Source organism: Vibrio hangzhouensis, from assembly GCF_900107935.1.
GTDB classification, from domain to species: domain Bacteria; phylum Pseudomonadota; class Gammaproteobacteria; order Enterobacterales; family Vibrionaceae; genus Vibrio; species Vibrio hangzhouensis.
This window is the reverse complement of the sequence record NZ_FNVG01000022.1, coordinates 49,166-70,408: the sequence shown is the minus strand read 5'-3', so window position 1 is coordinate 70,408 and position 21,243 is coordinate 49,166. Positions and strand designations below refer to the sequence as shown.

Annotated in this window: 26 protein-coding genes; 16 read left to right on the top strand and 10 right to left on the bottom strand. The window is 47.4% G+C overall.

The features are described from left to right. Window positions 1–10 precede the first annotated feature (10 nt). The 10 genes from rpsE (at window position 11) to rplQ (ending at window position 5,634) form a co-directional block, all read left to right on the top strand. Window positions 11–511: a 30S ribosomal protein S5 gene (gene rpsE, locus C4S60_RS18340; protein ID WP_103881806.1), complete on the top strand. Its 501-nt coding sequence runs from the start codon at window positions 11–13 to the stop codon at window positions 509–511. A 7-nt stretch (window positions 512–518) separates the two neighbouring features. After that, the gene (gene rpmD, locus C4S60_RS18335; protein ID WP_000201159.1) at window positions 519–695 is read left to right on the top strand and encodes a 50S ribosomal protein L30; all 177 of its coding nucleotides are present in this window, start codon (window positions 519–521) and stop codon (window positions 693–695) included. 5 nt (window positions 696–700) lie between these two features. After that, window positions 701–1,135, top strand: a complete 435-nt coding sequence (gene rplO / locus C4S60_RS18330; RefSeq protein ID WP_103881805.1) for a 50S ribosomal protein L15 — start codon at window positions 701–703, stop codon at window positions 1,133–1,135. A gap of 20 nt (window positions 1,136–1,155) precedes the next feature. Beyond that, the gene (gene secY, locus C4S60_RS18325) at window positions 1,156–2,490 is read left to right on the top strand and encodes a preprotein translocase subunit SecY (protein ID WP_006075579.1); all 1,335 of its coding nucleotides are present in this window, start codon (window positions 1,156–1,158) and stop codon (window positions 2,488–2,490) included. A 39-nt stretch (window positions 2,491–2,529) separates the two neighbouring features. After that, a complete protein-coding gene (gene rpmJ, locus C4S60_RS18320) occupies window positions 2,530–2,643 on the top strand; it encodes a 50S ribosomal protein L36 (RefSeq protein WP_000868186.1) in 114 nt (37 codons plus the stop codon). A gap of 148 nt (window positions 2,644–2,791) precedes the next feature. After that, window positions 2,792–3,148, top strand: a complete 357-nt coding sequence (rpsM, locus tag C4S60_RS18315; RefSeq protein ID WP_005450559.1) for a 30S ribosomal protein S13 — start codon at window positions 2,792–2,794, stop codon at window positions 3,146–3,148. An 18-nt stretch (window positions 3,149–3,166) separates the two neighbouring features. Beyond that, window positions 3,167–3,556: a 30S ribosomal protein S11 gene (gene rpsK, locus C4S60_RS18310; protein WP_001118870.1), complete on the top strand. Its 390-nt coding sequence runs from the start codon at window positions 3,167–3,169 to the stop codon at window positions 3,554–3,556. A 27-nt stretch (window positions 3,557–3,583) separates the two neighbouring features. Continuing rightward, window positions 3,584–4,204 carry a 30S ribosomal protein S4 gene (gene rpsD, locus C4S60_RS18305; RefSeq protein WP_031493229.1) on the top strand — a complete coding sequence of 207 codons (621 nt, stop codon included), beginning with the start codon at window positions 3,584–3,586 and terminating at the stop codon, window positions 4,202–4,204. Between the two features lie 24 nt (window positions 4,205–4,228). Then, window positions 4,229–5,221, top strand: coding sequence for a DNA-directed RNA polymerase subunit alpha (locus tag C4S60_RS18300; RefSeq protein WP_038228852.1), 993 nt, complete (start codon window positions 4,229–4,231; stop codon window positions 5,219–5,221). 26 nt (window positions 5,222–5,247) lie between these two features. Then, a complete protein-coding gene (gene rplQ / locus C4S60_RS18295) occupies window positions 5,248–5,634 on the top strand; it encodes a 50S ribosomal protein L17 (protein WP_031493230.1) in 387 nt (128 codons plus the stop codon). A gap of 83 nt (window positions 5,635–5,717) precedes the next feature. Here rplQ and C4S60_RS18290 read toward each other — a convergent pair whose 3' ends face one another. After that, on the bottom strand, window positions 5,718–6,185 hold the full coding sequence (locus C4S60_RS18290) for a DUF2780 domain-containing protein (protein WP_103881804.1): 468 nt from the start codon (window positions 6,183–6,185) through the stop codon (window positions 5,718–5,720). 95 nt (window positions 6,186–6,280) lie between these two features. After that, window positions 6,281–6,904: a BamJ family beta-barrel-assembly machinery protein gene (bamJ, locus tag C4S60_RS18285; RefSeq protein WP_103881803.1), complete on the bottom strand. Its 624-nt coding sequence runs from the start codon at window positions 6,902–6,904 to the stop codon at window positions 6,281–6,283. Between the two features lie 211 nt (window positions 6,905–7,115). Between bamJ and C4S60_RS18280 the strand changes: the two genes are divergently transcribed. Then, window positions 7,116–7,712, top strand: a complete 597-nt coding sequence (locus tag C4S60_RS18280) for a LysM-like peptidoglycan-binding domain-containing protein (RefSeq protein WP_103881802.1) — start codon at window positions 7,116–7,118, stop codon at window positions 7,710–7,712. A gap of 35 nt (window positions 7,713–7,747) precedes the next feature. Here C4S60_RS18280 and C4S60_RS18275 read toward each other — a convergent pair whose 3' ends face one another. Both C4S60_RS18275 and cpdB read right to left on the bottom strand, forming a co-directional pair. Beyond that, window positions 7,748–8,200: a GNAT family N-acetyltransferase gene (locus tag C4S60_RS18275; RefSeq protein WP_103881801.1), complete on the bottom strand. Its 453-nt coding sequence runs from the start codon at window positions 8,198–8,200 to the stop codon at window positions 7,748–7,750. Window positions 8,201–8,301: 101 nt separating this feature from the next. Further along, complete coding sequence (gene cpdB / locus C4S60_RS18270) at window positions 8,302–10,263, bottom strand: 2',3'-cyclic-nucleotide 2'-phosphodiesterase (protein ID WP_103881800.1); 1,962 nt, start codon at window positions 10,261–10,263, stop codon at window positions 8,302–8,304. Window positions 10,264–10,585: 322 nt separating this feature from the next. Here cpdB and cobA point away from each other — a divergent pair, with 322 nt between their 5' ends. From cobA to cysC, 5 genes are all read left to right on the top strand, one after another. Beyond that, the gene (cobA, locus tag C4S60_RS18265; RefSeq protein ID WP_103881799.1) at window positions 10,586–11,461 is read left to right on the top strand and encodes a uroporphyrinogen-III C-methyltransferase; all 876 of its coding nucleotides are present in this window, start codon (window positions 10,586–10,588) and stop codon (window positions 11,459–11,461) included. 71 nt (window positions 11,462–11,532) lie between these two features. Continuing rightward, the gene (cysD, locus tag C4S60_RS18260; RefSeq protein ID WP_103881798.1) at window positions 11,533–12,441 is read left to right on the top strand and encodes a sulfate adenylyltransferase subunit CysD; all 909 of its coding nucleotides are present in this window, start codon (window positions 11,533–11,535) and stop codon (window positions 12,439–12,441) included. Between the two features lie 18 nt (window positions 12,442–12,459). Next, a complete protein-coding gene (cysN, locus tag C4S60_RS18255; RefSeq protein ID WP_103881797.1) occupies window positions 12,460–13,872 on the top strand; it encodes a sulfate adenylyltransferase subunit CysN in 1,413 nt (470 codons plus the stop codon). Window positions 13,873–13,928: 56 nt separating this feature from the next. Then, the gene (locus C4S60_RS18250) at window positions 13,929–15,653 is read left to right on the top strand and encodes an SLC13 family permease (protein WP_103881796.1); all 1,725 of its coding nucleotides are present in this window, start codon (window positions 13,929–13,931) and stop codon (window positions 15,651–15,653) included. 24 nt (window positions 15,654–15,677) lie between these two features. Beyond that, window positions 15,678–16,310 carry an adenylyl-sulfate kinase gene (gene cysC, locus C4S60_RS18245; RefSeq protein WP_103881795.1) on the top strand — a complete coding sequence of 211 codons (633 nt, stop codon included), beginning with the start codon at window positions 15,678–15,680 and terminating at the stop codon, window positions 16,308–16,310. On the opposite strand, the gene C4S60_RS18240 is transcribed toward cysC, so the two are convergent. The 6 genes from C4S60_RS18240 to C4S60_RS18215 all read right to left on the bottom strand — a co-directional run bounded on the left by C4S60_RS18240 (window position 16,307) and on the right by C4S60_RS18215 (window position 21,182). Then, window positions 16,307–17,209, bottom strand: a complete 903-nt coding sequence (locus C4S60_RS18240) for a TIGR03899 family protein (RefSeq protein ID WP_103881794.1) — start codon at window positions 17,207–17,209, stop codon at window positions 16,307–16,309. The two genes, cysC and C4S60_RS18240, sit on opposite strands and share 4 nt — an antisense overlap. Before the next feature lie 412 nt (window positions 17,210–17,621). Continuing rightward, window positions 17,622–18,119 carry a DUF3299 domain-containing protein gene (locus C4S60_RS18235; RefSeq protein ID WP_244183140.1) on the bottom strand — a complete coding sequence of 166 codons (498 nt, stop codon included), beginning with the start codon at window positions 18,117–18,119 and terminating at the stop codon, window positions 17,622–17,624. A 43-nt stretch (window positions 18,120–18,162) separates the two neighbouring features. Next, the gene (locus C4S60_RS18230) at window positions 18,163–19,422 is read right to left on the bottom strand and encodes an ABC transporter permease (protein WP_103881792.1); all 1,260 of its coding nucleotides are present in this window, start codon (window positions 19,420–19,422) and stop codon (window positions 18,163–18,165) included. Continuing rightward, window positions 19,419–20,111: an ABC transporter ATP-binding protein gene (locus C4S60_RS18225; protein WP_103881791.1), complete on the bottom strand. Its 693-nt coding sequence runs from the start codon at window positions 20,109–20,111 to the stop codon at window positions 19,419–19,421. Before C4S60_RS18225 ends, C4S60_RS18230 begins: the two co-directional genes overlap by 4 nt. Before the next feature lie 56 nt (window positions 20,112–20,167). After that, window positions 20,168–20,839, bottom strand: coding sequence for a zinc uptake protein ZrgA (zrgA, locus tag C4S60_RS18220; protein WP_103881790.1), 672 nt, complete (start codon window positions 20,837–20,839; stop codon window positions 20,168–20,170). A gap of 25 nt (window positions 20,840–20,864) precedes the next feature. Then, on the bottom strand, window positions 20,865–21,182 hold the full coding sequence (locus C4S60_RS18215; protein WP_103881789.1) for a DUF2607 family protein: 318 nt from the start codon (window positions 21,180–21,182) through the stop codon (window positions 20,865–20,867). Window positions 21,183–21,243 lie beyond the last annotated feature (61 nt).

Below are 21,243 nucleotides of genomic sequence, written 5' to 3'. Positions count from 1 at the left end.
GGGTTGGAAGATGGCTAAAGAACAACAACAAGCTAGTGATTTGCAAGAAAAGCTAATCGCCGTTAACCGTGTTTCTAAAACGGTTAAAGGTGGTCGAATCATGAGCTTCACTGCACTAACAGTAGTTGGTGACGGTAACGGTCGTGTAGGTTTCGGTTACGGCAAAGCCCGTGAAGTACCTGCTGCGATTCAAAAAGCAATGGAAAAAGCACGTCGTAACATGACTACGATCGCGCTTAACGAAGGCACTCTTCACCACCCGGTGAAAGGTCGCCATTCTGGCTCTAAAGTTTACATGCAGCCAGCAGCAGAAGGTACGGGTGTAATCGCAGGTGGTGCGATGCGTGCAGTACTAGAAGTTGCAGGTGTACACAACGTACTATCTAAAGCATACGGTTCTACGAACCCTATCAACATCGTTCGTGCAACGATCGATGCTCTAGGTAGCATGAAGTCACCAGAAATGGTTGCTGCTAAACGTGGTCTAACTGTTGAAGCTATTTCGGAGTAAGAACACCATGGCAACTATTAAAGTAACTCAAACTAAGAGCTCAATTGGTCGCCTGCCAAAGCACAAAGCTACTTTGCGCGGTCTAGGCCTTCGTAAAATCAACCACACAGTAGAACTTGAAGATACTCCGTGCGTTCGCGGCATGATCAACAAGGTTTACTACATGGTTAAAGTTGAGGAGTAATCAGAATGCGTTTGAATACTCTATCACCGGCTGCGGGTTCTAAGCCTTCTAAGAAGCGCGTAGGTCGTGGTATCGGTTCTGGCCTAGGTAAAACTGGTGGCCGTGGTCACAAAGGCCAAAAATCACGTTCTGGCGGCAAAGTTCGTCCAGGTTTTGAAGGCGGTCAGATGCCTTTGAAACAACGTCTACCAAAATTCGGTTTCACTTCTCGTAAGAGCCTAGTGTCTGCTGAAGTTCGTCTAGCTGAGCTAGCGAAAGTAACTGGTGATGTTGTAGATCTAAACAGCCTTAAAGCAGCTAACGTTATCACTAAGAACATCGAATTTGTTAAAGTTGTTCTATCTGGTGAAATCAACAAAGCTGTGACTGTTAAAGGTCTAGGCGTGACTAAAGGCGCTAAAGCTGCAATCGAAGCTGCAGGCGGTAAAATCGAGGAATAATCTCGAGGGACGAGGTACAGATGGCTAAGAAACCAGGACAAGATTTTAGTAGTGCTAAGAGCGGCTTAAACGAGCTAAAGTCGCGACTTTTATTCGTTATTGGTGCACTTTTAGTGTTCCGAGCTGGCTCTTTTGTGCCGATTCCTGGTATTGACGCGGCTGTACTTGCCGATTTGTTCGAACAGCAAAAAGGTACCATCGTAGAAATGTTTAACATGTTCTCCGGTGGTGCATTAGAGCGTGCATCTATTTTAGCACTGGGCATCATGCCGTATATTTCGGCTTCGATTGTTGTCCAGTTGCTAACTGTAGTTCATCCAGCGTTAGCCGAACTCAAGAAAGAGGGTGAGGCAGGGCGTCGTAAGATTAGCCAATATACGCGTTATGGTACGCTTGTACTTGCAACATTCCAGGCAATAGGTATCGCAACTGGCCTTCCAAACATGGTCAATAATCTGGTTGTTATCAACCAAACCATGTTTACGCTAATTGCTACCGTAAGTTTAGTAACTGGTACCATGTTCCTAATGTGGTTAGGTGAACAAATTACAGAGCGTGGAATCGGTAATGGTATTTCCATTCTGATTTTTGCAGGTATTGTTGCTGGATTGCCTTCGGCAATCGGTCAGACAATCGAGCAAGCGCGTCAAGGTGAACTGCACGTACTTCTTCTGCTGTTGATTGCTGTATTAGCTTTCGCAGTGATTTACTTTGTGGTGTTTATGGAACGTGGTCAACGTCGTATCGTCGTTAACTACGCTAAGCGCCAACAAGGCCGTAAGGTTTTCGCTGCACAAAGCACACACCTACCGTTGAAAATCAACATGGCAGGTGTTATTCCAGCAATCTTTGCATCAAGTATTATCCTGTTCCCAGGAACATTGGCTCAGTGGTTTGGTCAGAATGGTGAGAGCAGCGCGTTCGGTTGGTTAACTGACGTGTCATTAGCTCTTAGCCCAGGTCAACCATTGTATGTAATGCTTTATGCTGCAGCGATTATATTCTTCTGTTTCTTCTACACGGCGTTGGTATTCAACCCGCGTGAAACAGCAGATAACCTGAAGAAGTCTGGTGCGTTCGTACCCGGCATCCGCCCAGGTGAGCAGACAGCTAAGTACATTGATAAAGTAATGACTAGACTTACTCTTGCGGGTGCTCTATATATTACCTTTATCTGTCTGATTCCCGAGTTCATGATGGTCGCTTGGAACGTACGTTTCTATTTCGGCGGCACTTCACTACTTATCGTAGTGGTGGTAATTATGGACTTTATGGCACAGGTACAGACTCATCTGATGTCACAACAGTATGATTCTGTGTTGAAGAAAGCAAATCTGAAAGGGTACGGCCGTTAATTCGGCGGTATTCTCAGATTTCATTTACGGAGTTTAGCAATGAAAGTTCGTGCTTCCGTTAAAAAAATCTGCCGTAACTGCAAAGTTATCAAGCGCAACGGTGTTGTGCGTGTTATCTGCAGTGAGCCAAAGCACAAACAGCGCCAAGGCTAATTAAGCAGAAATTTTTACTTGAAATATAAGGTATGGTCGAGTATATTCCTCGGCCTACCTTTTGCGTGCAAAAGAAGTAGCACTCCGCAGCGTATCCATAACGGGCTTTGCTGCGGCTATTCTTTTTAAGAAACACTAGGAGTGAATAATGGCCCGTATAGCAGGCATTAACATTCCTGATCAAAAACACGCTGTAATCGCACTAACTGCGATCTACGGCATCGGTAAAACTCGCTCTCAAGCTATCCTAGCTGAAGTGGGTATTGCTGAAGATGTTAAGATCAGTGAACTAACTGAAGAGCAGATCGATCAACTGCGTGATGGTGTAGCTAAGTACACTGTAGAAGGTGATCTACGTCGTGAAGTATCAATGAACATCAAGCGTCTTATGGACCTTGGCTGTTACCGTGGTCTTCGTCATCGTCGCAGTCTACCACTACGTGGACAGCGTACTAAAACCAACGCTCGCACCCGTAAGGGTCCGCGTAAGCCGATCAAGAAATAATCGGGAAGGTAGAGTACAATGGCTAAACAACCAACTCGCGCTCGTAAGCGCGTACGCAAGCAAGTTGCAGATGGCGTTGCGCACATCCATGCTTCTTTCAATAACACAATCGTAACTATTACTGACCGTCAAGGTAACGCTCTAGCATGGGCTACTGCAGGTGGTTCAGGTTTCCGCGGTTCTCGTAAGTCTACTCCGTTCGCTGCACAGGTTGCTGCTGAGCGTTGTGCTGAAATGGCTAAAGAATACGGTCTTAAGAACTTGGAAGTTATGGTTAAGGGTCCAGGTCCAGGTCGTGAATCTACTGTTCGCGCACTGAACGCTGCTGGTTTCCGCATCACGAACATCGTTGACGCGACACCAATCCCTCATAACGGTTGTCGTCCACCTAAGAAACGTCGCGTATAACGTTTCTAGGATAATTGGAGAAGAATCATGGCAAGATATTTGGGTCCTAAGCTGAAGCTTAGCCGTCGCGAAGGTACTGACTTATTCCTTAAGTCTGGTGTACGCGCGATCGATACCAAGTGTAAAATTGATAACGCACCAGGTGTACACGGCGCTCGTCGCGGTCGTCTATCTGAGTATGGCGTTCAGCTTCGTGAGAAGCAAAAAGTTCGTCGTATCTACGGCGTTCTAGAAAAACAATTCCGTAACTACTACAAAGAAGCCGCTCGCCTTAAAGGCAACACGGGTGAAAACCTACTTCAGCTTCTTGAAGGTCGTCTAGATAACGTAGTTTACCGCATGGGCTTTGGCGCAACTCGCGCAGAAGCACGTCAGCTAGTTAGCCACAAAGCTATCCTAGTTAACGGTAAAGTTGTAAACGTTCCTTCTTTCAAAGTTGCGGCTAACGACGTTGTTTCTATCCGCGAGAAAGCTAAACAGCAAGCTCGTATTAAAGCAGCTCTAGAAGTTGCAGAACAACGTGAAAAACCAACTTGGATTGAAGTAGATGCTGGCAAGATGGAAGGTACATTCAAGCGTATGCCTGAGCGTTCAGATCTATCTGCTGACATTAACGAACACTTGATCGTCGAGCTTTACTCTAAGTAAGGTTTAAACTAAAGAGAGGACACAATGCAGGGTTCTGTAACAGAATTTCTTAAGCCACGTCTTGTTGACATCGAACAGATCAGCACGACACACGCAAAAGTAACTCTTGAGCCATTAGAGCGTGGCTTTGGTCACACTCTAGGTAATGCACTTCGCCGTATTTTACTTTCGTCTATGCCAGGTTGTGCAGTGACTGAAGTTGAAATCGAAGGCGTTCTGCACGAGTACAGCACTAAAGAAGGCGTTCAAGAGGATATCCTTGAGATACTTCTAAACTTGAAAGGCCTAGCTGTTCGCGTTGCTGAAGGCAAAGACGAAGTGTTTATTACACTGAACAAATCAGGCTCAGGCCCTGTTGTTGCAGGTGACATCACCCATGATGGTGATGTAGAGATCGCTAACCCAGAACACGTTATTTGTCACCTAACGGATGACAACGCTGAGATTTCTATGCGAATCAAAGTTGAACGTGGTCGTGGTTACGTTCCAGCTTCAGCTCGTATCCATACTGAAGAAGATGAGCGTCCAATCGGTCGTCTGCTTGTTGACGCAACTTACAGCCCAGTAGACAAAATTGCCTACGCTGTAGAAGCGGCACGTGTTGAGCAGCGTACTGACTTAGACAAGCTTGTTATCGATATGGAAACGAACGGTACTCTAGAACCTGAGGAAGCTATCCGTCGCGCAGCTACTATCCTAGCTGAGCAATTGGATGCATTCGTAGATCTTCGTGATGTACGTGTTCCTGAGGAGAAGGAAGAGAAGCCGGAGTTCGATCCTATTCTACTGCGTCCTGTAGACGATCTTGAACTAACAGTTCGCTCTGCTAACTGTCTAAAAGCAGAAGCGATTCACTACATCGGTGATCTTGTACAGCGTACTGAGGTTGAGCTACTTAAAACGCCAAACCTTGGTAAAAAATCTCTTACTGAGATTAAAGACGTACTTGCATCACGTGGTCTGTCTCTGGGCATGCGCCTAGAAAACTGGCCACCAGCGTCTATCGCTGAAGATTAATCGATACTAGTTAGAAGGATTAGGTCATGCGCCATCGTAAGAGTGGTCGTCAACTCAACCGCAACAGCAGCCATCGCAAAGCGATGTTCAGCAATATGGCTAGCTCTCTTGTACGTCATGAAGTAATCAAGACTACATTGCCTAAAGCAAAAGAGCTACGTCGCGTAGTTGAGCCTTTGATTACACTAGCTAAGACTGACAGTGTTGCTAACCGTCGTCTAGCATTTGCACGTACTCGTGATAACGAAGTAGTTGCGAAACTATTCAACGAACTAGGTCCACGTTTTGCTGCTCGTCAGGGCGGTTACACTCGTATCCTAAAAGCTGGCTTCCGTGCTGGTGATAAAGCTCCAATGGCTTACATTGAGCTTGTAGATCGCCCAGAAGCATCTGAAGAAGCTGCTGCTGAGTAATCAGTAAGTTCGTAGAACTGAAAAGCCGAGCATTTATGCTCGGCTTTTTGCTATCTGGTTTTTTGTCGTGGCCAGTACATTGTTCATTGCCACAATGTCGTCAGAGACCCTATCAAGCCCGAGCTTGCCCCCTGAGAGTTCAGATACTGCAGTACTATTGGTGCGAACTGAGCGATCATCGAGGCATCCAGACCCACTGAAGAAAACGCGTTTTGAACACTTTCCATGCTCTCTATAGAAGAAAGCAGCCCACTATTGGTCAATGTCTCCAGTCCCGGAATTAACGAACTGAGTTCGCTTTGCTGCCCAGTACTTAATGAATTCTGCGCCAATGACAGTAATGCCCCGGCTCCTGTTGTCGCTTGCTCCGGTGAGATCGATAAGTCACTGACTAAGCTGTTAACTAGCGGAGAGCTCTGAGCTTGCATCATCGTATTTGCGCTGGATAGAAGAGTGTTGGCATCCTCACTTGATACCCCGGAAAGATCGAATTCTGCATGGGAGGGGAAAGAGAGGAGTAGTACAGCCGATAGGCGAAATAGTGATCTCATAATGCGTATCCGTTTTATTGTCAGTTTATTAAGCTTAGACAATAAAAAAGCAGTGACGAGTCACTGCTTTTAAAAATGGAGTATCAGCGCTGAGATTAAGCGATGATGTCTAGAAGTTCTACTTCAAAGACCAATGCTGCGAAAGGAGGAATCGCTGCACCTGCACCACGCTCACCGTATGCTAGGTCTTGAGGGATGTACAGTTTCCACTTAGAACCTACAGGCATAAGCTGTAGTGCTTCAACCCAACCTTTGATTACGCCAGTTACCGGGAACTCAGCAGGCTGACCACGAGATACAGAGCTGTCAAAAACAGTGCCGTCAGTCAATTCGCCGTGGTAGTGAACGCGTACAGTTTTGTCTGAAGATGGAATTTCACCCGTACCTTCAGTGATCACTTCGTATTGAAGACCAGACTCAAGCACAGTTACTTCTGAACGAAGTGCGTTGTCTTTTAGGAACGCTTCACCGTCTGCTGCTGCTGCTTTCGCTGCTTCTTGACGAGCGGCTTCTGCACGAGTGTGTAGCTCTTGCAGCGCTTTGTTGATTTCGTCAACTTCGATTTCTGGCATGTCGCCAGTTAGTGCAGTTGCAATGCCTTTAGCAATTGCGTCTACGTTAAGACCTTCAAGGCCGCTACCTGCAAGCTGTTGGCCCATTTGTAGACCAATACCATAGCTTGCTTTCTGTTCTACAGTTTCTAATTTCACGTCAGACATGACGGTCTCTCTTGCTATTCGAATGAAGGCCAAAGGATACCAGTTCTCACAACAAACCGAAACGCTCTAACTAACTTTTACCAATTAATTCGCTTTCATTGTTAAAGTTGTGACATTCGACTGTTATAAACCGATTTTCCTGCGATTTTTCTATACTCTAAACGCAGGTTTTCTTAAACTGAAACGGTTGTGTAGTAGGAGACGGAAAAGAATGAATCGTCGTCACAGGAAGAAGCAGAAAGTTGACCACGTTCAAGTGCTGAAAGATAAGATGCAGGCGCTCGACATTGCGCGCTTAAAAAAACTGGATAAGCCTGACTTCTCGGCGCTCAAGTTGAAATGGCAGCAACAGTGGATGCGTTTGCCGCGTTTGCATCGACGTTTACTCAGCATTCTTATTCCGTTGGTTGTCATCTTACTGTTGTTACCTTCTCCACAAACAGATTCTTTGCAGGCTACGCCTACTCAGCAACGCGTTGCCGTCAGTGTGAATACCCATTCGTTGAGTGAGCAGCCGGGCAATATAGAGACCGAAGAAGTGGTGGAAACCAACTGGCGCGAGTATACGGTGAAAAAAGGCGATACCCTGGCTCAGGTCTTTCGTAAGAATCAGTTGTCTATGGCCGACCTGAATGCACTGGCTCGAATCGAGGGCAGTGATAAACCACTAAGCCGTATCACACAAGGCCAGCTTATCCGCTTCAAGTTCAGCCCCGAAGGACAACTGGATATTCTGCAGATTGAGCGCGGTGACCAGTCGATCATGTTTTTCCGGTTATCCGATGGTGGTTTTGGTCGCAATAAGTAACCAAATCAAACAAAAGGGGCCATCGGCCCCTTTTGTTATTTCAGCAACTTCATGTCGATATGAGGTATATCATCTTCAAGATATTCGTCGGAACAGGCTTTGAAGCCGTGTCTGGAATAGTAATTCTGTAGATGCGATTGTGCACCGATTTTGATGGTTTCATCGGGCCATAAACGCTGGCATTCCTGTTTCGCTTTAGCAATGAGGTCGTGACCTAATCCACCACCTCGGTGCGTTTCTTTTGTGGCGACTCGGCCGATACTTACGTAGTCATAAGTAGTTCCTTTGGGTAGCAGTCGAGCACAGGCCACCAGAACGTCACCATCATAGCCAAGTAGGTGATGCACGCCATCGACTTGATCATTGTTATCAAGCTCAGGATAGGGACAAGTCTGTTCGACCACAAACACGTCAACGCGCAGTTTGAGCACCTGATACAGCTCATGAGTTGTCAATTGTTCGAATGTTTTACAGATCCAATCAGTCATAGAATTCGCTCATTATCATTGTTGTTGATTAGACTAAACCGCGAGCACAAAAAAAGCCACGCATACAGCGTGGCTTACTGATCATTCCGATAAGAATGTCGTTATTTTTGCAGATCGATGCTGTAAACCGCAAAGCCAACATCATCGGTAGCCACTTTGCTCATCGGATATTGCCCTTTGTCTTTAATGAACTGAGCCGCTTTGTCTGATGGCGAGGTCTCAAATCGTACATCAAGCGTGATATCAGACGTTACTGGCGCAAAGGTCCAGTTATTGTCAGCGCTTGGTGTCACTTCACCTTTCTCCTTGCTCACTTTTGAAATGTAGTTCGCAACGATCGTGCGGTTTTCATCTGGAGAGTCGAAGGCGACGAAATCACTGCCTGTACCAGGGAACTTGTTACTGTATGCACGGTAGTTGTTGGTCGCAATGATAAAGGTCTGCTTGATATCAATAGGCTGACCGTTGTAGGTAAGTCCGACGATACGTTCGCTGTTAGCATTGAGTAGTTTACAGTTGCCATCGTAGCGTGCTGGTTTGGTCACATCGATTTGATAGTTCACGCCATCCATCACGTCAAAGTTATACGTGCGGAAGCCATCCCAGTCGATCAGCGATTGCGGTTTGTCAGATGCGGTATCGATCTGCTTAAACTGACCTGCTGAGCACTCAAGCCATTCTTTGACTTCTTTACCAGTGACCTTCAGCGCTACGAGCGTATTAGGATACAGGTAAAGGTCGGCGGCATTACGGAACGTCAGCTGACCTGATTCTACTTCGGTGAAGTTTGCAGGATCATTCTTACGACCACCGGCTTTAAATGGCGCGGCTGCGGAGAGTACGGGTAGACCGTCTAGATCCGGATCACCCTGGATCATGGTCTCAACATAGTCTTTTTGTGCCAGGTTGACGATTTGTACCGTCGGATCATCCTGGACCAGCGCCAGGAAGCTGTACATGACGTCGTTTGCCTTGCCGATAGGTTGGTTTACGAAATCGCGTGTTGCGTCATGGTCGCCTTTGACTGCGTCGACAATGCCCTTATCTGCATCGACTAGCGGCTTTTTGTTATTAGCATCAAAGATTGGGCGAGCTTCGGTTTGATTTGTCGCGACTTTCCAGCTATCGCCGTCTTTTTCAAGCACCAAGTCCATAACACCAACGTGGCTACCCCAACGCCCTGGCATAACAGCCGCTACGCCATTGATGGTGCCTTTTTGGTTGTCAACGCCTTGGATATTGTCGAAACCTTTGCCCGGGAACACAGCATGTGAGTGGCCGAATGCAATGGCATCGATACCTTCCACTTCAGAAAGATAATAAGTTGAGTTCTCGGCACCGGCTTTGTATGGGTCACTGGAGACACCAGAGTGAGGAATAGCGACAATAACGTCAGCGCCTTCTTTCTTCATCTGCGGCACTAGCTTTTCAGCGGTCGCTTTAATGTCTTCAGCGTAAACTTTGCCCTCAAGGTTTTTCTTATCCCAAACCATGATTTGTGGTGGAACAAAACCTATATAACCCACTTTTACGTCATGAGCGTTGCCATCGGTATCTTTAAAGGTGTGCGTTTTGATCAGGTAAGGTTTGAAGTAGTGCATGCCCGTTTCTTTGTCAAAGACGTTTGCACTAACGTAAGGGAAGCTTGCCCCTTTGAGCGTCTTAGCAAGGAAATCCAGGCCATAATTAAACTCATGGTTACCGATATTGCCCACATCGTAGTCTAGTTGGTTCATTGCCTTATAGACAGGGTGTATCTCTCCGACTTCGATCCCTTTGGCGGCCATATAGTCCCCCATAGGGCTGCCCTGAATAAGGTCACCATTGTCTACTAACACGCTGTTGGTCACTTCGCCACGCGCTTGTTTGACTAATGTGGCGGCTCTGGCCAGCCCGATCTTTTGCGAAGGCTTATCTTTGTAGTAGTCATAGTCCATGACATTAGTGTGAATATCGGTGGTTTCGATAATTCGAAGTTTGATCTCGTCCGCCATCGCAGGCCCAGCAATGGCCAGCATGCCGCCAAGTACTGCAATGGAGATAGGTTTCACTGCCACTTTCATTTTGGTGTCCTTTCTATGGGAGTTTATTTACAAAACTTGCTAATTGTATCAATTTGCACTGAACGTCCCGTTACATATTCATAAAAAATGTGATCGTGAATGTAAATTCAAATGCAATCTGATACATATCTCTCAATTCTTATTCAACCGCTTTTAAAGGATAGGCTTAGATTTGAACACCGCAATGCGAACCTGATTAGCAGATCAGTACGACAACTACGTTCTTTAGTGGCTTTTGGAATAAAAAATGAAATTTTAGAATTTCAAGTAATATAGAGGAGTGGTCATAATGCCATCATTCGATTAGCGAAGGATTGTCATTATGGACGCATTTCAGTCATCACCTCGAGGCAAGGTTGCCACACCAACACTGGTCAGCAGTCAGGTCAAACCGCGTCTGCCAGTATCTACTTTAAGGGCTGGTGAAGTCGCTTTGATTGGTGCTGGTCCCGGGGATCCCGAGCTTTTGACGCTAAAGGCTCTTAACCTGCTGCAGCAAGCTGACGTTGTCCTCTACGACTATCTGGTTTCAGAGGAAATTATGGCGCTGATCCCAGACAGCACCATCCTTGTGTGTGTTGGTAAGCGAGCGGGTCACCACAGTGTGCCTCAGGATAAGACCAATCAGTTGCTGGTTGAGTTCGCACAAAGTGGCCACAAAGTGGTTCGTATCAAAGGTGGCGATCCTTTTGTATTTGGTCGCGGTGGTGAAGAACTGCAGGTTCTGGCGGCTGCAGGCGTCCAATTTCAGGTAGTGCCTGGCATCACTGCAGCAGCGGGTGCAACGGCTTATGCCGGCATTCCCTTAACTCACAGAGACTACGCGCAATCGGCACTGTTTGTGACCGGTCATCTCAAGCCTGATAGCGATGAGATGGATTGGTCGACGCTGGCACGCGGCAACCAGACGTTAGTGATCTATATGGGCTTAATGAAGTCGGACTACATACAACAGCAGTTGATCGCTCATGGACGTCACAAACAGGTACCTGTCGCCATCATAGAGCGTGGTACACAGGCCTCACAGAAAGTATTGCGAGGTCAGTTATCGAATTTATCAGAACTGGCACAACAAGCGTCGGCTCCAGCTCTGATTGTGGTTGGCGAGGTGGTGGCACTCGCTGATGAACTTGCATGGTTTGGTCAAGATGGCGCTCGTTGTAACCAAGCCGCAACCATTAGCAGCAAAAGCGCGTAACAGACCGCACACTCGAACTCAGTCTTGTGCTGGTGACCAAGCGACCAGCATAACTAAAGGAAGCACAACTCATGGACCAACAAAGACTCACGCATTTAAAACAACTGGAAGCAGAAAGCATCCACATTATTCGAGAAGTGGCGGCCGAATTTGATAATCCCGTCATGATGTACTCGATCGGTAAAGACTCTTCAGTGATGCTGCATTTGGCTCGCAAAGCGTTTTATCCGGGAAAAATTCCATTTCCATTGTTGCACGTTGATACCGACTGGAAATTCAAAGAGATGATTGAATTTCGCGATCGTACAGCAAAAAACTACGGTTTTGAGCTTTTGGTGCACAAGAACCCGGAAGGTTTGGCCATGGGCTGTAGTCCGTTTGTGCATGGTTCATCAAAGCATACTGACATTATGAAGACTCAAGGCCTGAAACAGGCTCTGAACAAATACGGTTTTGATGCGGCATTTGGTGGTGCGCGTCGTGATGAAGAGAAGTCTCGAGCCAAAGAACGAGTCTACTCATTCCGTGACAAGAACCATACGTGGGACCCTAAAAACCAGCGTCCTGAACTGTGGAAGACCTACAACGGTCAGATCAACAAAGGCGAAAGCATCCGTGTATTCCCACTTTCTAACTGGACTGAACTGGATATCTGGCAATACATCTTGCTAGAAGGCATTGAAATCGTGCCTCTGTATCTTGCAGCGCCGCGTCCAGTGGTAGAGCGCGATGGCATGCTGATCATGGTGGATGACGATCGCATGGAGATCGGCCCTGATGAAACAGTTGAACATAAGAGTGTGCGTTTCAGAACGCTTGGCTGTTACCCATTGACCGGTGCTATCGAATCAGAAGCGACCACGCTCACAGGAATTATAGAAGAGATGCTCGTCGCCACTTCTAGTGAGAGACAAGGGCGAGCGATCGACCACGATCAGTCAGGATCGATGGAGCTTAAGAAACGTCAAGGATACTTTTAAGGATCGAAGGAACAGATTATGAACAGCGCAGTAGAAGCACAACTTGCCGAACTCGGTATTGAAGGTTACCTGAGTCAGCACCAGTACAAATCGTTACTTCGATTCCTGACGTGTGGCTCGGTCGATGATGGTAAAAGTACCTTAATTGGTCGCTTGCTCCACGACTCTAAACAAATTTATGAAGATCAGCTAGCAGCCGTTCACTCCGACAGCCAGCGTGTGGGCACTACGGGTGAAAAGCCTGATTTGGCGTTGCTAGTGGACGGTCTGCAAGCGGAACGTGAACAGGGGATCACAATTGATGTGGCATACCGCTACTTCTCGACCCAAAAACGTAAGTTCATTATCGCCGATACGCCAGGACATGAGCAGTACACACGAAACATGGCTACGGGCGCATCGACGTGTGATCTTGCGGTGATCTTGATTGATGCGCGTAAAGGCGTACTCGATCAAACTCGTCGCCACTCGTTCATTTCCAGCCTACTTGGTCTAAAGCACTTTATTGTTGCGGTGAACAAGATGGATTTGGTTGATTACTCACAGCAGCGCTATGAAGAAATTCGCGATGAGTATCTGACGTTTTCGGAAAACCTTGGTAAGGATATTGATATCCAGATGATCCCTATCTCTGCGCTTGAAGGGGATAACGTCGTAGATCTCAGTGACAAGATGAGCTGGTATCAAGGTGAGCCTTTGCTCGATCTACTAGAGAAAGTAGATATCGACCAGGGTAAGCAGCAAGGCGAATTCCGCTTCCCTGTACAGTACGTTAACCGACCAAACCTCGATTTCCGCGGTTTTGCGGGCACGATTGGCTCGGGTGAAATCCGTGTTGGCGATGAAATTAAAGCATTGCCGTCTGGTAAGACTTCAAAAGTCGAGCGTATCGTGACATTTGATGGTGACTTGCCTAGCGCATTTGCTGGTCAAGCAGTGACGTTAACGCTGACTGATGAAATTGATATCAGTCGTGGTGATTTGATAGTGAAACAAGATGCCAAAGTTGCTTCTTCGAATCGCTTACTGGCAGATGTGGTGTGGATGACGGATGAGCCATTGGCACCAGGTCGCAGCTATGACATCAAGATTGCTGGTAAGAAGACTCAGGGCTCGTTGGATGCGATTCGCCATCAGTACGATATTAATACTCTGAAGTCGTTTGAATCAGATTCATTACCACTCAATGGTATTGGCTTGTGTGAGTGGTCACTTACTGAATCAGTCGCGATCGACAGTTACGATGCGGTGCAGGATACCGGGGGCTTTATTGTTATTGATCGTCTGACGAACGTGACTGTTGGTGCCGGTTTAGTTCGTGATGCGCTGGCTGAGCAACAACGCTCACCGCAAGAACGTATCAGTGCGTTTGAAATCGAGCTTAAGGCACTGATTATGAAGCACTTCCCTGAGTGGGATGCCAAAATTTAATCGTTCGTAGTAGTACGAATAATGAAACGTAGTACTCAGCAATAAGGATGAGGTAAATGTGGGAACAAGGAGTGGTGCTTGCATTGTTGATGTCTATCATCGCTTGCTTAATAGCAACCCAAATTAAACCGAGCTTTATTTTTGCTGGTGCTGCGTTTTTGGCGTTCATCTCGGGAATGATTGAGCTCAATGCTATCGCAACCAATTTTACCAATTCGTCGTTGCTGACACTGGTGCTGTTGATCTTATCTTCAACGGCACTGGAGAAGACACGTTTGATCAGTTGGGTCAGTCGTAGCATAGCGACAGGACGCCTGGGGGCGGTGGTGGCCAAGCTTGGTGTCTCAACGGCGCTATTGTCGTCGTTTACCAACAATACCGCCGTGGTCGTCTCCTTGATTGGGGCAATCAAACGCAATCAGCGCCACGCTCCATCCAAGTTGTTGATTCCACTTTCTTATGCAGCAATTCTCGGTGGCACGCTGACGCTGATTGGTACGTCAACCAACCTGATCATCAATAGTTTCGTTGAAGATGTCGGCTTGCCCAGTCTGGATTTTTTTGCACCGACCTGGATTGGACTCAGTGTGCTGGTAGGGGGCGTATTGGTGCTGATCCCACTCAGCTATCTGCTACCAAATTACGATGATGCCAGTCAGGATGAACTGCCGTACTTTCTGGAGGCACGAGTCGAGCCGGGCTCTCCTCTGGTGGGGCGCAGCATTTCACAGAACAACCTCAGGGCACTACGTAAACTGTTTCTTGCTGAGGTGGTTAGAGATGGCGAGACGTTGGCCTCGGTCGACCCTCACTTTGTGTTGCAGGCCAAAGATCGCCTGCTGTTTTGTGGGGATGTCGAAAGTGTGGCCACCTTACAGGAAATCCAGGGCTTGACGTTCTTTGGACAGCATCACCTCAACGGGCAGAATTTATTGGAAGTGGTGGTTAGCTCTTCGGCGACGTTTTGCAATAAGACGCTTAAATCAAGCCAGTTCCGAGATCGTTTCGATGCGGTTGTGGTCGCGATAAGGCGCGGACACGAAAGACTCGAAGGCGGTCTGGGCAATATTCTGCTTCAGGCCGGTGATACGCTGGTACTGGCACCCGGTAAGCGTTTTGAGACCGAGCGTCGCAAGCACCGTAAAGAATTTGTACTGGTAAATGATCTGGACTCCAGTGCCAGACTGGATTTTGCCAAATCAAGTTACGTATTAATCGGTTTCGTTGCGGTTATTGGGTTAGCGCTTACTCACGTTCTGCCCATTATCAAAGGGTTAGCACTGTACCTGATTGCCGTACTGGCGTTTGGTATTGTGAATATTGGTGAACTACGACGTCGTTTTCCAACTGACATTGTGGTGATTGTTGGCTCTGCACTCTCTATAGCTCAGTTGATGATATCCACCGGCTTGTCTGCGCGCATGGGTGATATGTTTATCGAACTGTTTAATGGCTGGGGGGTGTTTGGCGCGTTAGTGGCTACTTACTTAGTGACTTTAGTGCTTACCGAGCTCGTCACCAATAATGCCGCTGCTGCTCTGGCGTTTCCCATCGGCTACAGTATGGCTGTGGGTTATGGTGTGGATCCTATGCCGTTTATTATGGCGGTGCTGTTCGGAGCCAGTGCCAGTTTTGTCTCCCCTTATGGTTATCAGACCAATCTTCTGGTGTACAGCGTGGGGAATTACCAACTGAAAGACTATATGCGAATCGGTATTCCCATCTCCATCGTCTACTCGGTATTGGTATTGACGCTGATCCCTTACTTTTTCCCGTTTTAACCGATGTTTATGAAAGGATTTAATATGTCAAACAGTGTGGTGACAACTGCTGCAATCGAAAAAGATGACAATGTAATATGGCATCAACACAATGTGACCAAAGCGGAGCGAGCACAGCTAAAAAGCCAACAGCCCGTCGTGTTGTGGTTCACTGGCCTTTCCGGTGCGGGGAAATCAACGGTTGCGGGTGCATTAGAAACGGAGCTTGTCAATCAGGGCTATCACACCTATCTGTTGGATGGTGACAATGTCAGACACGGCCTGTGCCGGGATCTGGGGTTCTCCCAGCAGGATAGAAGAGAGAATATCCGACGGGTAGGGGAGTTGACTAAACTGATGGCAGATGCGGGACTGATTGTACTGTCTGCGTTTATCTCTCCTCATCGTGCAGAGCGTGCTCTGGTTAGAGAGTTGTTGCCTCAGGGGGAGTTTCTGGAGGTCTTTGTCGATGCTAGTCTGGCGGTGTGCGAATCTCGCGATCCTAAGGGTTTGTACAAAAAAGCCCGAGCTGGTGAGATCCCGAACTTTACCGGAATCGATTCTGAGTATGAGCAGCCGGAGAAACCGGAAATCCACTTGAAGGCAGACGAACACTCGGTTGCTGAGCTGGTGGAACAGTGTCTAAGCGTGCTTCGCGCACAAGGCGTGATTGGCTAAACGGTATGGTGAAATGAGCTGGCTATGTCGCCTTTCACGGTAAATTTGCGATTGAGTAATTCAAGTAGCTTTTCCTGATACTGATGGTTGGGTCGGTTACCGAGTAACTGACATAGCTCGTTGCCAGCTGGCGTAAAGCGATAGTAAGTCAGTGTGATGCCCTTATATTTAGGTTGTAAGGTCATTTCTTTACCCTGATAGCTGAGCTTTAATGCCGGCTCTTTGGCTATTTCGCCCGAAACCAGTTCGCTGGTCAATAAAATCCCCAGTTCCACCAACAGCAGAAGACTGGAATAGGGAAGCTGAAATTCGCCTAAACTCAACTCATCAAGGCTTTCTCGTTTCGAAAAGCTAAAAAGTCCGGACTGATGACGAATGCCCAGCAGCAGTTTCCGGCTGGTATCGGTGCCAAAACTGCACGCCAAAGACGCCGCACGCTGCAACGTCTGTGCTTCTTTTGGTGTCATATCCCGTAAGGTTTTCAGTGCCTTTAGTGATGTTGAGCCCGGATTGGTGACTTCTCTTTTCAGTACCTGTGCCCACAACTTTTGCATTGAGCTGTTGTGGATTTCCTTGGCCATATCGAAGTACCGCACCAACCAGTCAAAATCCGGTTCCCCGGCCACCTCATTTTTACAGGACCCCAGAGCGGCCTTGACGATTTGCTCAAGGTTTTTTTGACGCTGTTCCTTGCTCTGCTTTTCTCTGATCATCGCCCGTTCAAATAAGGTTTTGCTCGGGGTTTCTTCTGCGATCAGTGCATCAAGGCTGTGCGCTCGAGCAATGGCGCGAATACGGCTGCCACTGTCTTTCATATGATGTGTTTTTTTCTGGCCAGATTCAGTGTGCGAAGCGGTCTCTGTAATGGTGGAGGTGGTATCGACAGCAGGTTTGCTCATAAAACAGGCTCAAACAGTAGCAAGGATCATGGGTGATTACACAACAAAGCGGAACAACTTGTCGCGATATTATGTCAATGTGAGTATAAGTTCACCAATTTAGCGGGAATTTTCGGTGGTGACTAGAACTATTTGTGTGAGCTATTTTCCGATTTAACAATAACGTACAGATGATTGTAAAAAAGGCTGGGCTAAATGATAAGAGTTTGTTAAATTTAAAGGGCTAGTTAAGGAGGGCTTTATGAGGCACTCGGAAGAAAATAAAGTTAAAAAACACGTGTCAGTCGCGTTACTGCTTTGTGTTTACATTGGAGTGTTAGCGTATCTCTCCACGTTTATCAGCTAAGTGACAAGCTAACACTGTTAACGAATTGTTTACTTTTCGACATTTGCGCACAATGCTGCGTGCATCCTAGTTTTCGTCGTAATCGTCGTAATCGTCGTAATCTTCGATTCGGATTCCATCAATGAGGTAGCCGGTTTCTGCCAGCTCAGAGTTGATGGTTTCCGTTTTCAACGTCCCCACCACGTAGATCACATCCCATAAGCGGTGAACCGGGGCGCCTTCTGCAAATTTTACATAAACGATTTGATTCGGCGGAGGTGGCGGCACGTGAATACAGGCTCCAAAATAGGGCACTAATAAGAACTCAGTGACGGTATCTTCATCCCCTTCAAGTGGAATTACAAACCCAGGAATTTTCACCGTACTGCCATTTAATTCCTGACGCACTGTACCCACTTTAGACTGTGCCATGACGTCTCCGGAGTGATCAACCGCAGGCATCCCCATGGCGTCAAATTGATTCCTTTCTTTTTCTGGAATGAGATCGATCCAGTCCAGTTTGAGGAGGTCGGCTTCTGATTCTGCCAATGCGACCTGAGGCGTGAATATCCCCAGAGACAGCATCAGGATATAAAACAGTTTATGCAGTGTTTTCATGTTGTTCTCACTAAATTCGGATTGTCATACCATCGCTTAATGACTGGCGGTATGCACGCAATGCCGGGAAGAATCCAATCACAATTCCAGCCACTTGAACGAATCCTAGAAGCATCCACTCATGAGATGTGATACCCGACAAGGCGATATTTATACCATAATTTGCACTAATGATGGGGGCGGCGACGGCAAGCATGGTGTACATGCCCACCACACCACATAGGATACCTATGCTGGTAAGCACGGTCGCCTCACTAACTAACAGCGTAAAGACATGGCGTGGCCTGGCCCCCATGGCTCTGAGAATGGCCATTTCTCGGCGTCGTTCCTGTAAGCTGGTGAGCAGACTCGAGAGCATCCCCATTAGTCCCGCGACCACAACAAAGATGGATACCACCAAAAGGGCTTGTTCTGCCACGCTCATCATGCCCCACAATTCATGTAAGGCGACCCCCGGAAGGATGGCACTAAGTGGCTCCTGTTTATAGGTGTTGATTTGCCTCTGTAGAGCAAAGGTCTGAATCTTACTTTTCAGGCCTATCATCATCGCTGTGATCTGCTTTGGCTGAAAGTCAAACTGTTCAAGTTGTTTTTTGGTCGGCGTATTGCCAAGGTTGGCGCCCGATTCCCAACCAACGTGTATGGCTTCGATGGCTTCCAGAGAAACGTGAACGGTTTTGTCGACAGGGGTACCCGTTGGTGCCAGAATGCCTACGACCGTAAACGGCAGGTTGTCGTGGCGACTGAAACCCACATCACTGATACCGTGAGCAATTATGATGTCACTGCCGATATCGTAACCCAGAGATTTGGCAACATCGGCACCCAATACGGTCTCGAACAATCCATCAAACTCTCGGCCAGAGGCCAGCGTCAGATTCTGCTTTTGCCCATATCGATAGTGTTCGAAGTAACTGTGATTGGTCCCCATCACACGAAAGCCCTTGTGGGAGTCTCCCAGTGAAATGGGAATCGCCCAGTCTACTGAACGGTGAGCGCTGAATTCTTTGAAGCTTTTCCAGTCGATGTTGTTGGTGGCGTTGCCAATTCGAAACACAGAGTAAAGCAGCAAATTTACCTGGCCTGAGCGTCCTCCAACGATTAGGTCTGTTCCGGAAATGGTATTGGCAAAACTGCTTTTGGCCTGAGTACGAATGCGCTCGACTCCCATCAATAGAATCACAGAAATTGCCACAGTCAGTATGGTGAGCATGGCGGTTGTTTTTCTGTTTAACAGACTCTTCCACGCCAGTTTGAAGGTGATGCTCATAATATTGCCCCTACCTGATTGATATCCTGAAGATTCTCTGTGCGGGAGAATAGTGACTCCAGTGTGGGATCGTGACTGACAAAGATCAGCGTCGATTGAGCCCGGTTCGCTTGCTCCATCAACAATTCTATGAATGCTTCTCGGTTGTCATGATCCAGAGCAGAAGTAGGCTCATCGGCAATCAGGAATTCGGGTTGCCCAATCAGCGCACGGGCGGCGGCAACGCGTTGCTGCTGACCAATACTAAGCTCAATGACTGGTTTGCTCCATAAGGCTTCTGGCAGCCTAAGGTGACTGAGTAGGTGCTTTGCCTCATCCCGCAATGAGCCGGTTACTTTGTTTTTCCGTCGCGCAGAAAACTGGCAGGGTAAGGTGACATTGTCTATCACGGAGAGGTAGGGAAGCAGATTAAATTGTTGAAATATATAACCGATATGGTCAGCCCGAAATTTATCCCGTGCACTGGCAGAAAGCGACTTTAAGTTATTACCGAGCGCAAAGATTTCTCCGGATGTGGCAGTATTGATGCCCGTGAGAAGCCCGAGCAGAGTGGACTTACCGCAACCACTGGGGCCTTTAAGAAACAGGTGTTCCCCTTGCTCAATGTGAAGGGAAGGAATATTCAACGTCGGGGATTGATCTGGGTGCCACTGAAACGTGACGTCTTTGAGTTCAATTACTCTAGCCATACTGTTCTCTTCAGAAAATGCCCTAAGGCGTGTGTCATCACCTTAGGGCAGGACGATCAGAATTTAATAGTGCTGCTACCTGAAGTCAGCTCTGTGGCTGATTGGGTTTGGTCAGTCAGTAGATTGACAGACACTTTTTCAGTAGCAGGGAAGTGCTTGAACCATTGGCTGTCGATTTGATTCACTTTGCTAAAGTCTGCACAGCTGAACTGGTATTGCGCACTGAATTCACCATGGCCATCATTATGGTCATGGTGATCATCATGAGCTTTGTGATCATCGTGAGCTTTATGATCATCATGATCCTTATACTCGTCATGGTGATCATGTTCGTCATGATGTTTATCATCATCGTGGTGACCATCATCGTGGTGACCATGATCGTCGTGGTCTTCGTGCTCACTATCGCGATTCAGGCTATGCTCGACATGGGCGTCCACGACTTTACAGCCTGCCGCCGCAGGAATATCAAACAGGGTTGCCACATTCAATAGTGTCGACGTTGCAGCCTCTAGTTTTGCTTTCTCCGCATCGGTTTTTGGTGAGTGTTCAAACCCCACCACATCGGCACCCGGAGCCGTGATTTCTATCAACAAGTCCTGGCCATCTTGTGCAATGTTAAATTCTACATGGCCGTGTACGTGAGCATCGTGTTGACGGAAGTTATCTTCTGCTACCGCGAACTGGGACGCCATAAGGCCCGCGACAAGTGTTAGGTGCAATTTCATGCTGTTTCCTCAAATCTTATATGTTCTAACAATAGGTGAATTTTGCTGCGTCGCCATTTCGAGGGGGAGCACGAGCGAAAATGACTTGTGGTTTAACATCAACAATACCGTTACTTTGGGTAATCCGCGGCGGTTCAGTTAAACGCGATGGGATGAGGCAAGGTGAATCGGTCGTGAGGGAATGGGTGCCTTTACTGAAAAGGGAACACTGGTGTTCATGATGATCACTCTTTACATCGTAGCTGTGCTCCAGTGCCACTGCATTCAAAGCAAGCAGCAAAGCAGCCAAGCTCAGCGCAAAGCGAAGTTTCAGCTTGGGATGTATTGATGAAATGAGCGACATGCGACTGGTTCTCGTTCAGTAGTGGATTGTTATACTATAACAATGAGGATTATTTTCCAGC

Bases quoted from the DNA above. Each gene is read 5' to 3' on its own strand.
- C4S60_RS18235 (WP_244183140.1), bottom strand. From the start codon at position 18,119: ATGCTGTCTCTGGGGATATTCACGCCTCAGGTCGCATTGGCAGAATCA.
- rpmD (WP_000201159.1), top strand. From the start codon at position 519: ATGGCAACTATTAAAGTAACTCAAACTAAGAGCTCAATTGGTCGCCTG.
- secY (WP_006075579.1), top strand. From the start codon at position 1,156: ATGGCTAAGAAACCAGGACAAGATTTTAGTAGTGCTAAGAGCGGCTTA.
- cpdB (WP_103881800.1), bottom strand. From the start codon at position 10,263: ATGAAAGTGGCAGTGAAACCTATCTCCATTGCAGTACTTGGCGGCATG.
- C4S60_RS18290 (WP_103881804.1), bottom strand. From the start codon at position 6,185: ATGAGATCACTATTTCGCCTATCGGCTGTACTACTCCTCTCTTTCCCC.
- C4S60_RS18215 (WP_103881789.1), bottom strand. From the start codon at position 21,182: ATGTCGCTCATTTCATCAATACATCCCAAGCTGAAACTTCGCTTTGCG.
- rplQ (WP_031493230.1), top strand. From the start codon at position 5,248: ATGCGCCATCGTAAGAGTGGTCGTCAACTCAACCGCAACAGCAGCCAT.
- C4S60_RS18225 (WP_103881791.1), bottom strand. From the start codon at position 20,111: ATGGCTAGAGTAATTGAACTCAAAGACGTCACGTTTCAGTGGCACCCA.
- C4S60_RS18280 (WP_103881802.1), top strand. From the start codon at position 7,116: ATGAATCGTCGTCACAGGAAGAAGCAGAAAGTTGACCACGTTCAAGTG.
- rpmJ (WP_000868186.1), top strand. From the start codon at position 2,530: ATGAAAGTTCGTGCTTCCGTTAAAAAAATCTGCCGTAACTGCAAAGTT.
- cysC (WP_103881795.1), top strand. From the start codon at position 15,678: ATGTCAAACAGTGTGGTGACAACTGCTGCAATCGAAAAAGATGACAAT.
- C4S60_RS18300 (WP_038228852.1), top strand. From the start codon at position 4,229: ATGCAGGGTTCTGTAACAGAATTTCTTAAGCCACGTCTTGTTGACATC.
- rpsD (WP_031493229.1), top strand. From the start codon at position 3,584: ATGGCAAGATATTTGGGTCCTAAGCTGAAGCTTAGCCGTCGCGAAGGT.
- C4S60_RS18240 (WP_103881794.1), bottom strand. From the start codon at position 17,209: ATGAGCAAACCTGCTGTCGATACCACCTCCACCATTACAGAGACCGCT.
- bamJ (WP_103881803.1), bottom strand. From the start codon at position 6,904: ATGTCTGACGTGAAATTAGAAACTGTAGAACAGAAAGCAAGCTATGGT.
- cobA (WP_103881799.1), top strand. From the start codon at position 10,586: ATGGACGCATTTCAGTCATCACCTCGAGGCAAGGTTGCCACACCAACA.
- rpsE (WP_103881806.1), top strand. From the start codon at position 11: ATGGCTAAAGAACAACAACAAGCTAGTGATTTGCAAGAAAAGCTAATC.
- cysD (WP_103881798.1), top strand. From the start codon at position 11,533: ATGGACCAACAAAGACTCACGCATTTAAAACAACTGGAAGCAGAAAGC.
- cysN (WP_103881797.1), top strand. From the start codon at position 12,460: ATGAACAGCGCAGTAGAAGCACAACTTGCCGAACTCGGTATTGAAGGT.
- C4S60_RS18230 (WP_103881792.1), bottom strand. From the start codon at position 19,422: ATGAGCATCACCTTCAAACTGGCGTGGAAGAGTCTGTTAAACAGAAAA.
- zrgA (WP_103881790.1), bottom strand. From the start codon at position 20,839: ATGAAATTGCACCTAACACTTGTCGCGGGCCTTATGGCGTCCCAGTTC.
- rplO (WP_103881805.1), top strand. From the start codon at position 701: ATGCGTTTGAATACTCTATCACCGGCTGCGGGTTCTAAGCCTTCTAAG.
- rpsK (WP_001118870.1), top strand. From the start codon at position 3,167: ATGGCTAAACAACCAACTCGCGCTCGTAAGCGCGTACGCAAGCAAGTT.
- C4S60_RS18275 (WP_103881801.1), bottom strand. From the start codon at position 8,200: ATGACTGATTGGATCTGTAAAACATTCGAACAATTGACAACTCATGAG.
- C4S60_RS18250 (WP_103881796.1), top strand. From the start codon at position 13,929: ATGTGGGAACAAGGAGTGGTGCTTGCATTGTTGATGTCTATCATCGCT.
- rpsM (WP_005450559.1), top strand. From the start codon at position 2,792: ATGGCCCGTATAGCAGGCATTAACATTCCTGATCAAAAACACGCTGTA.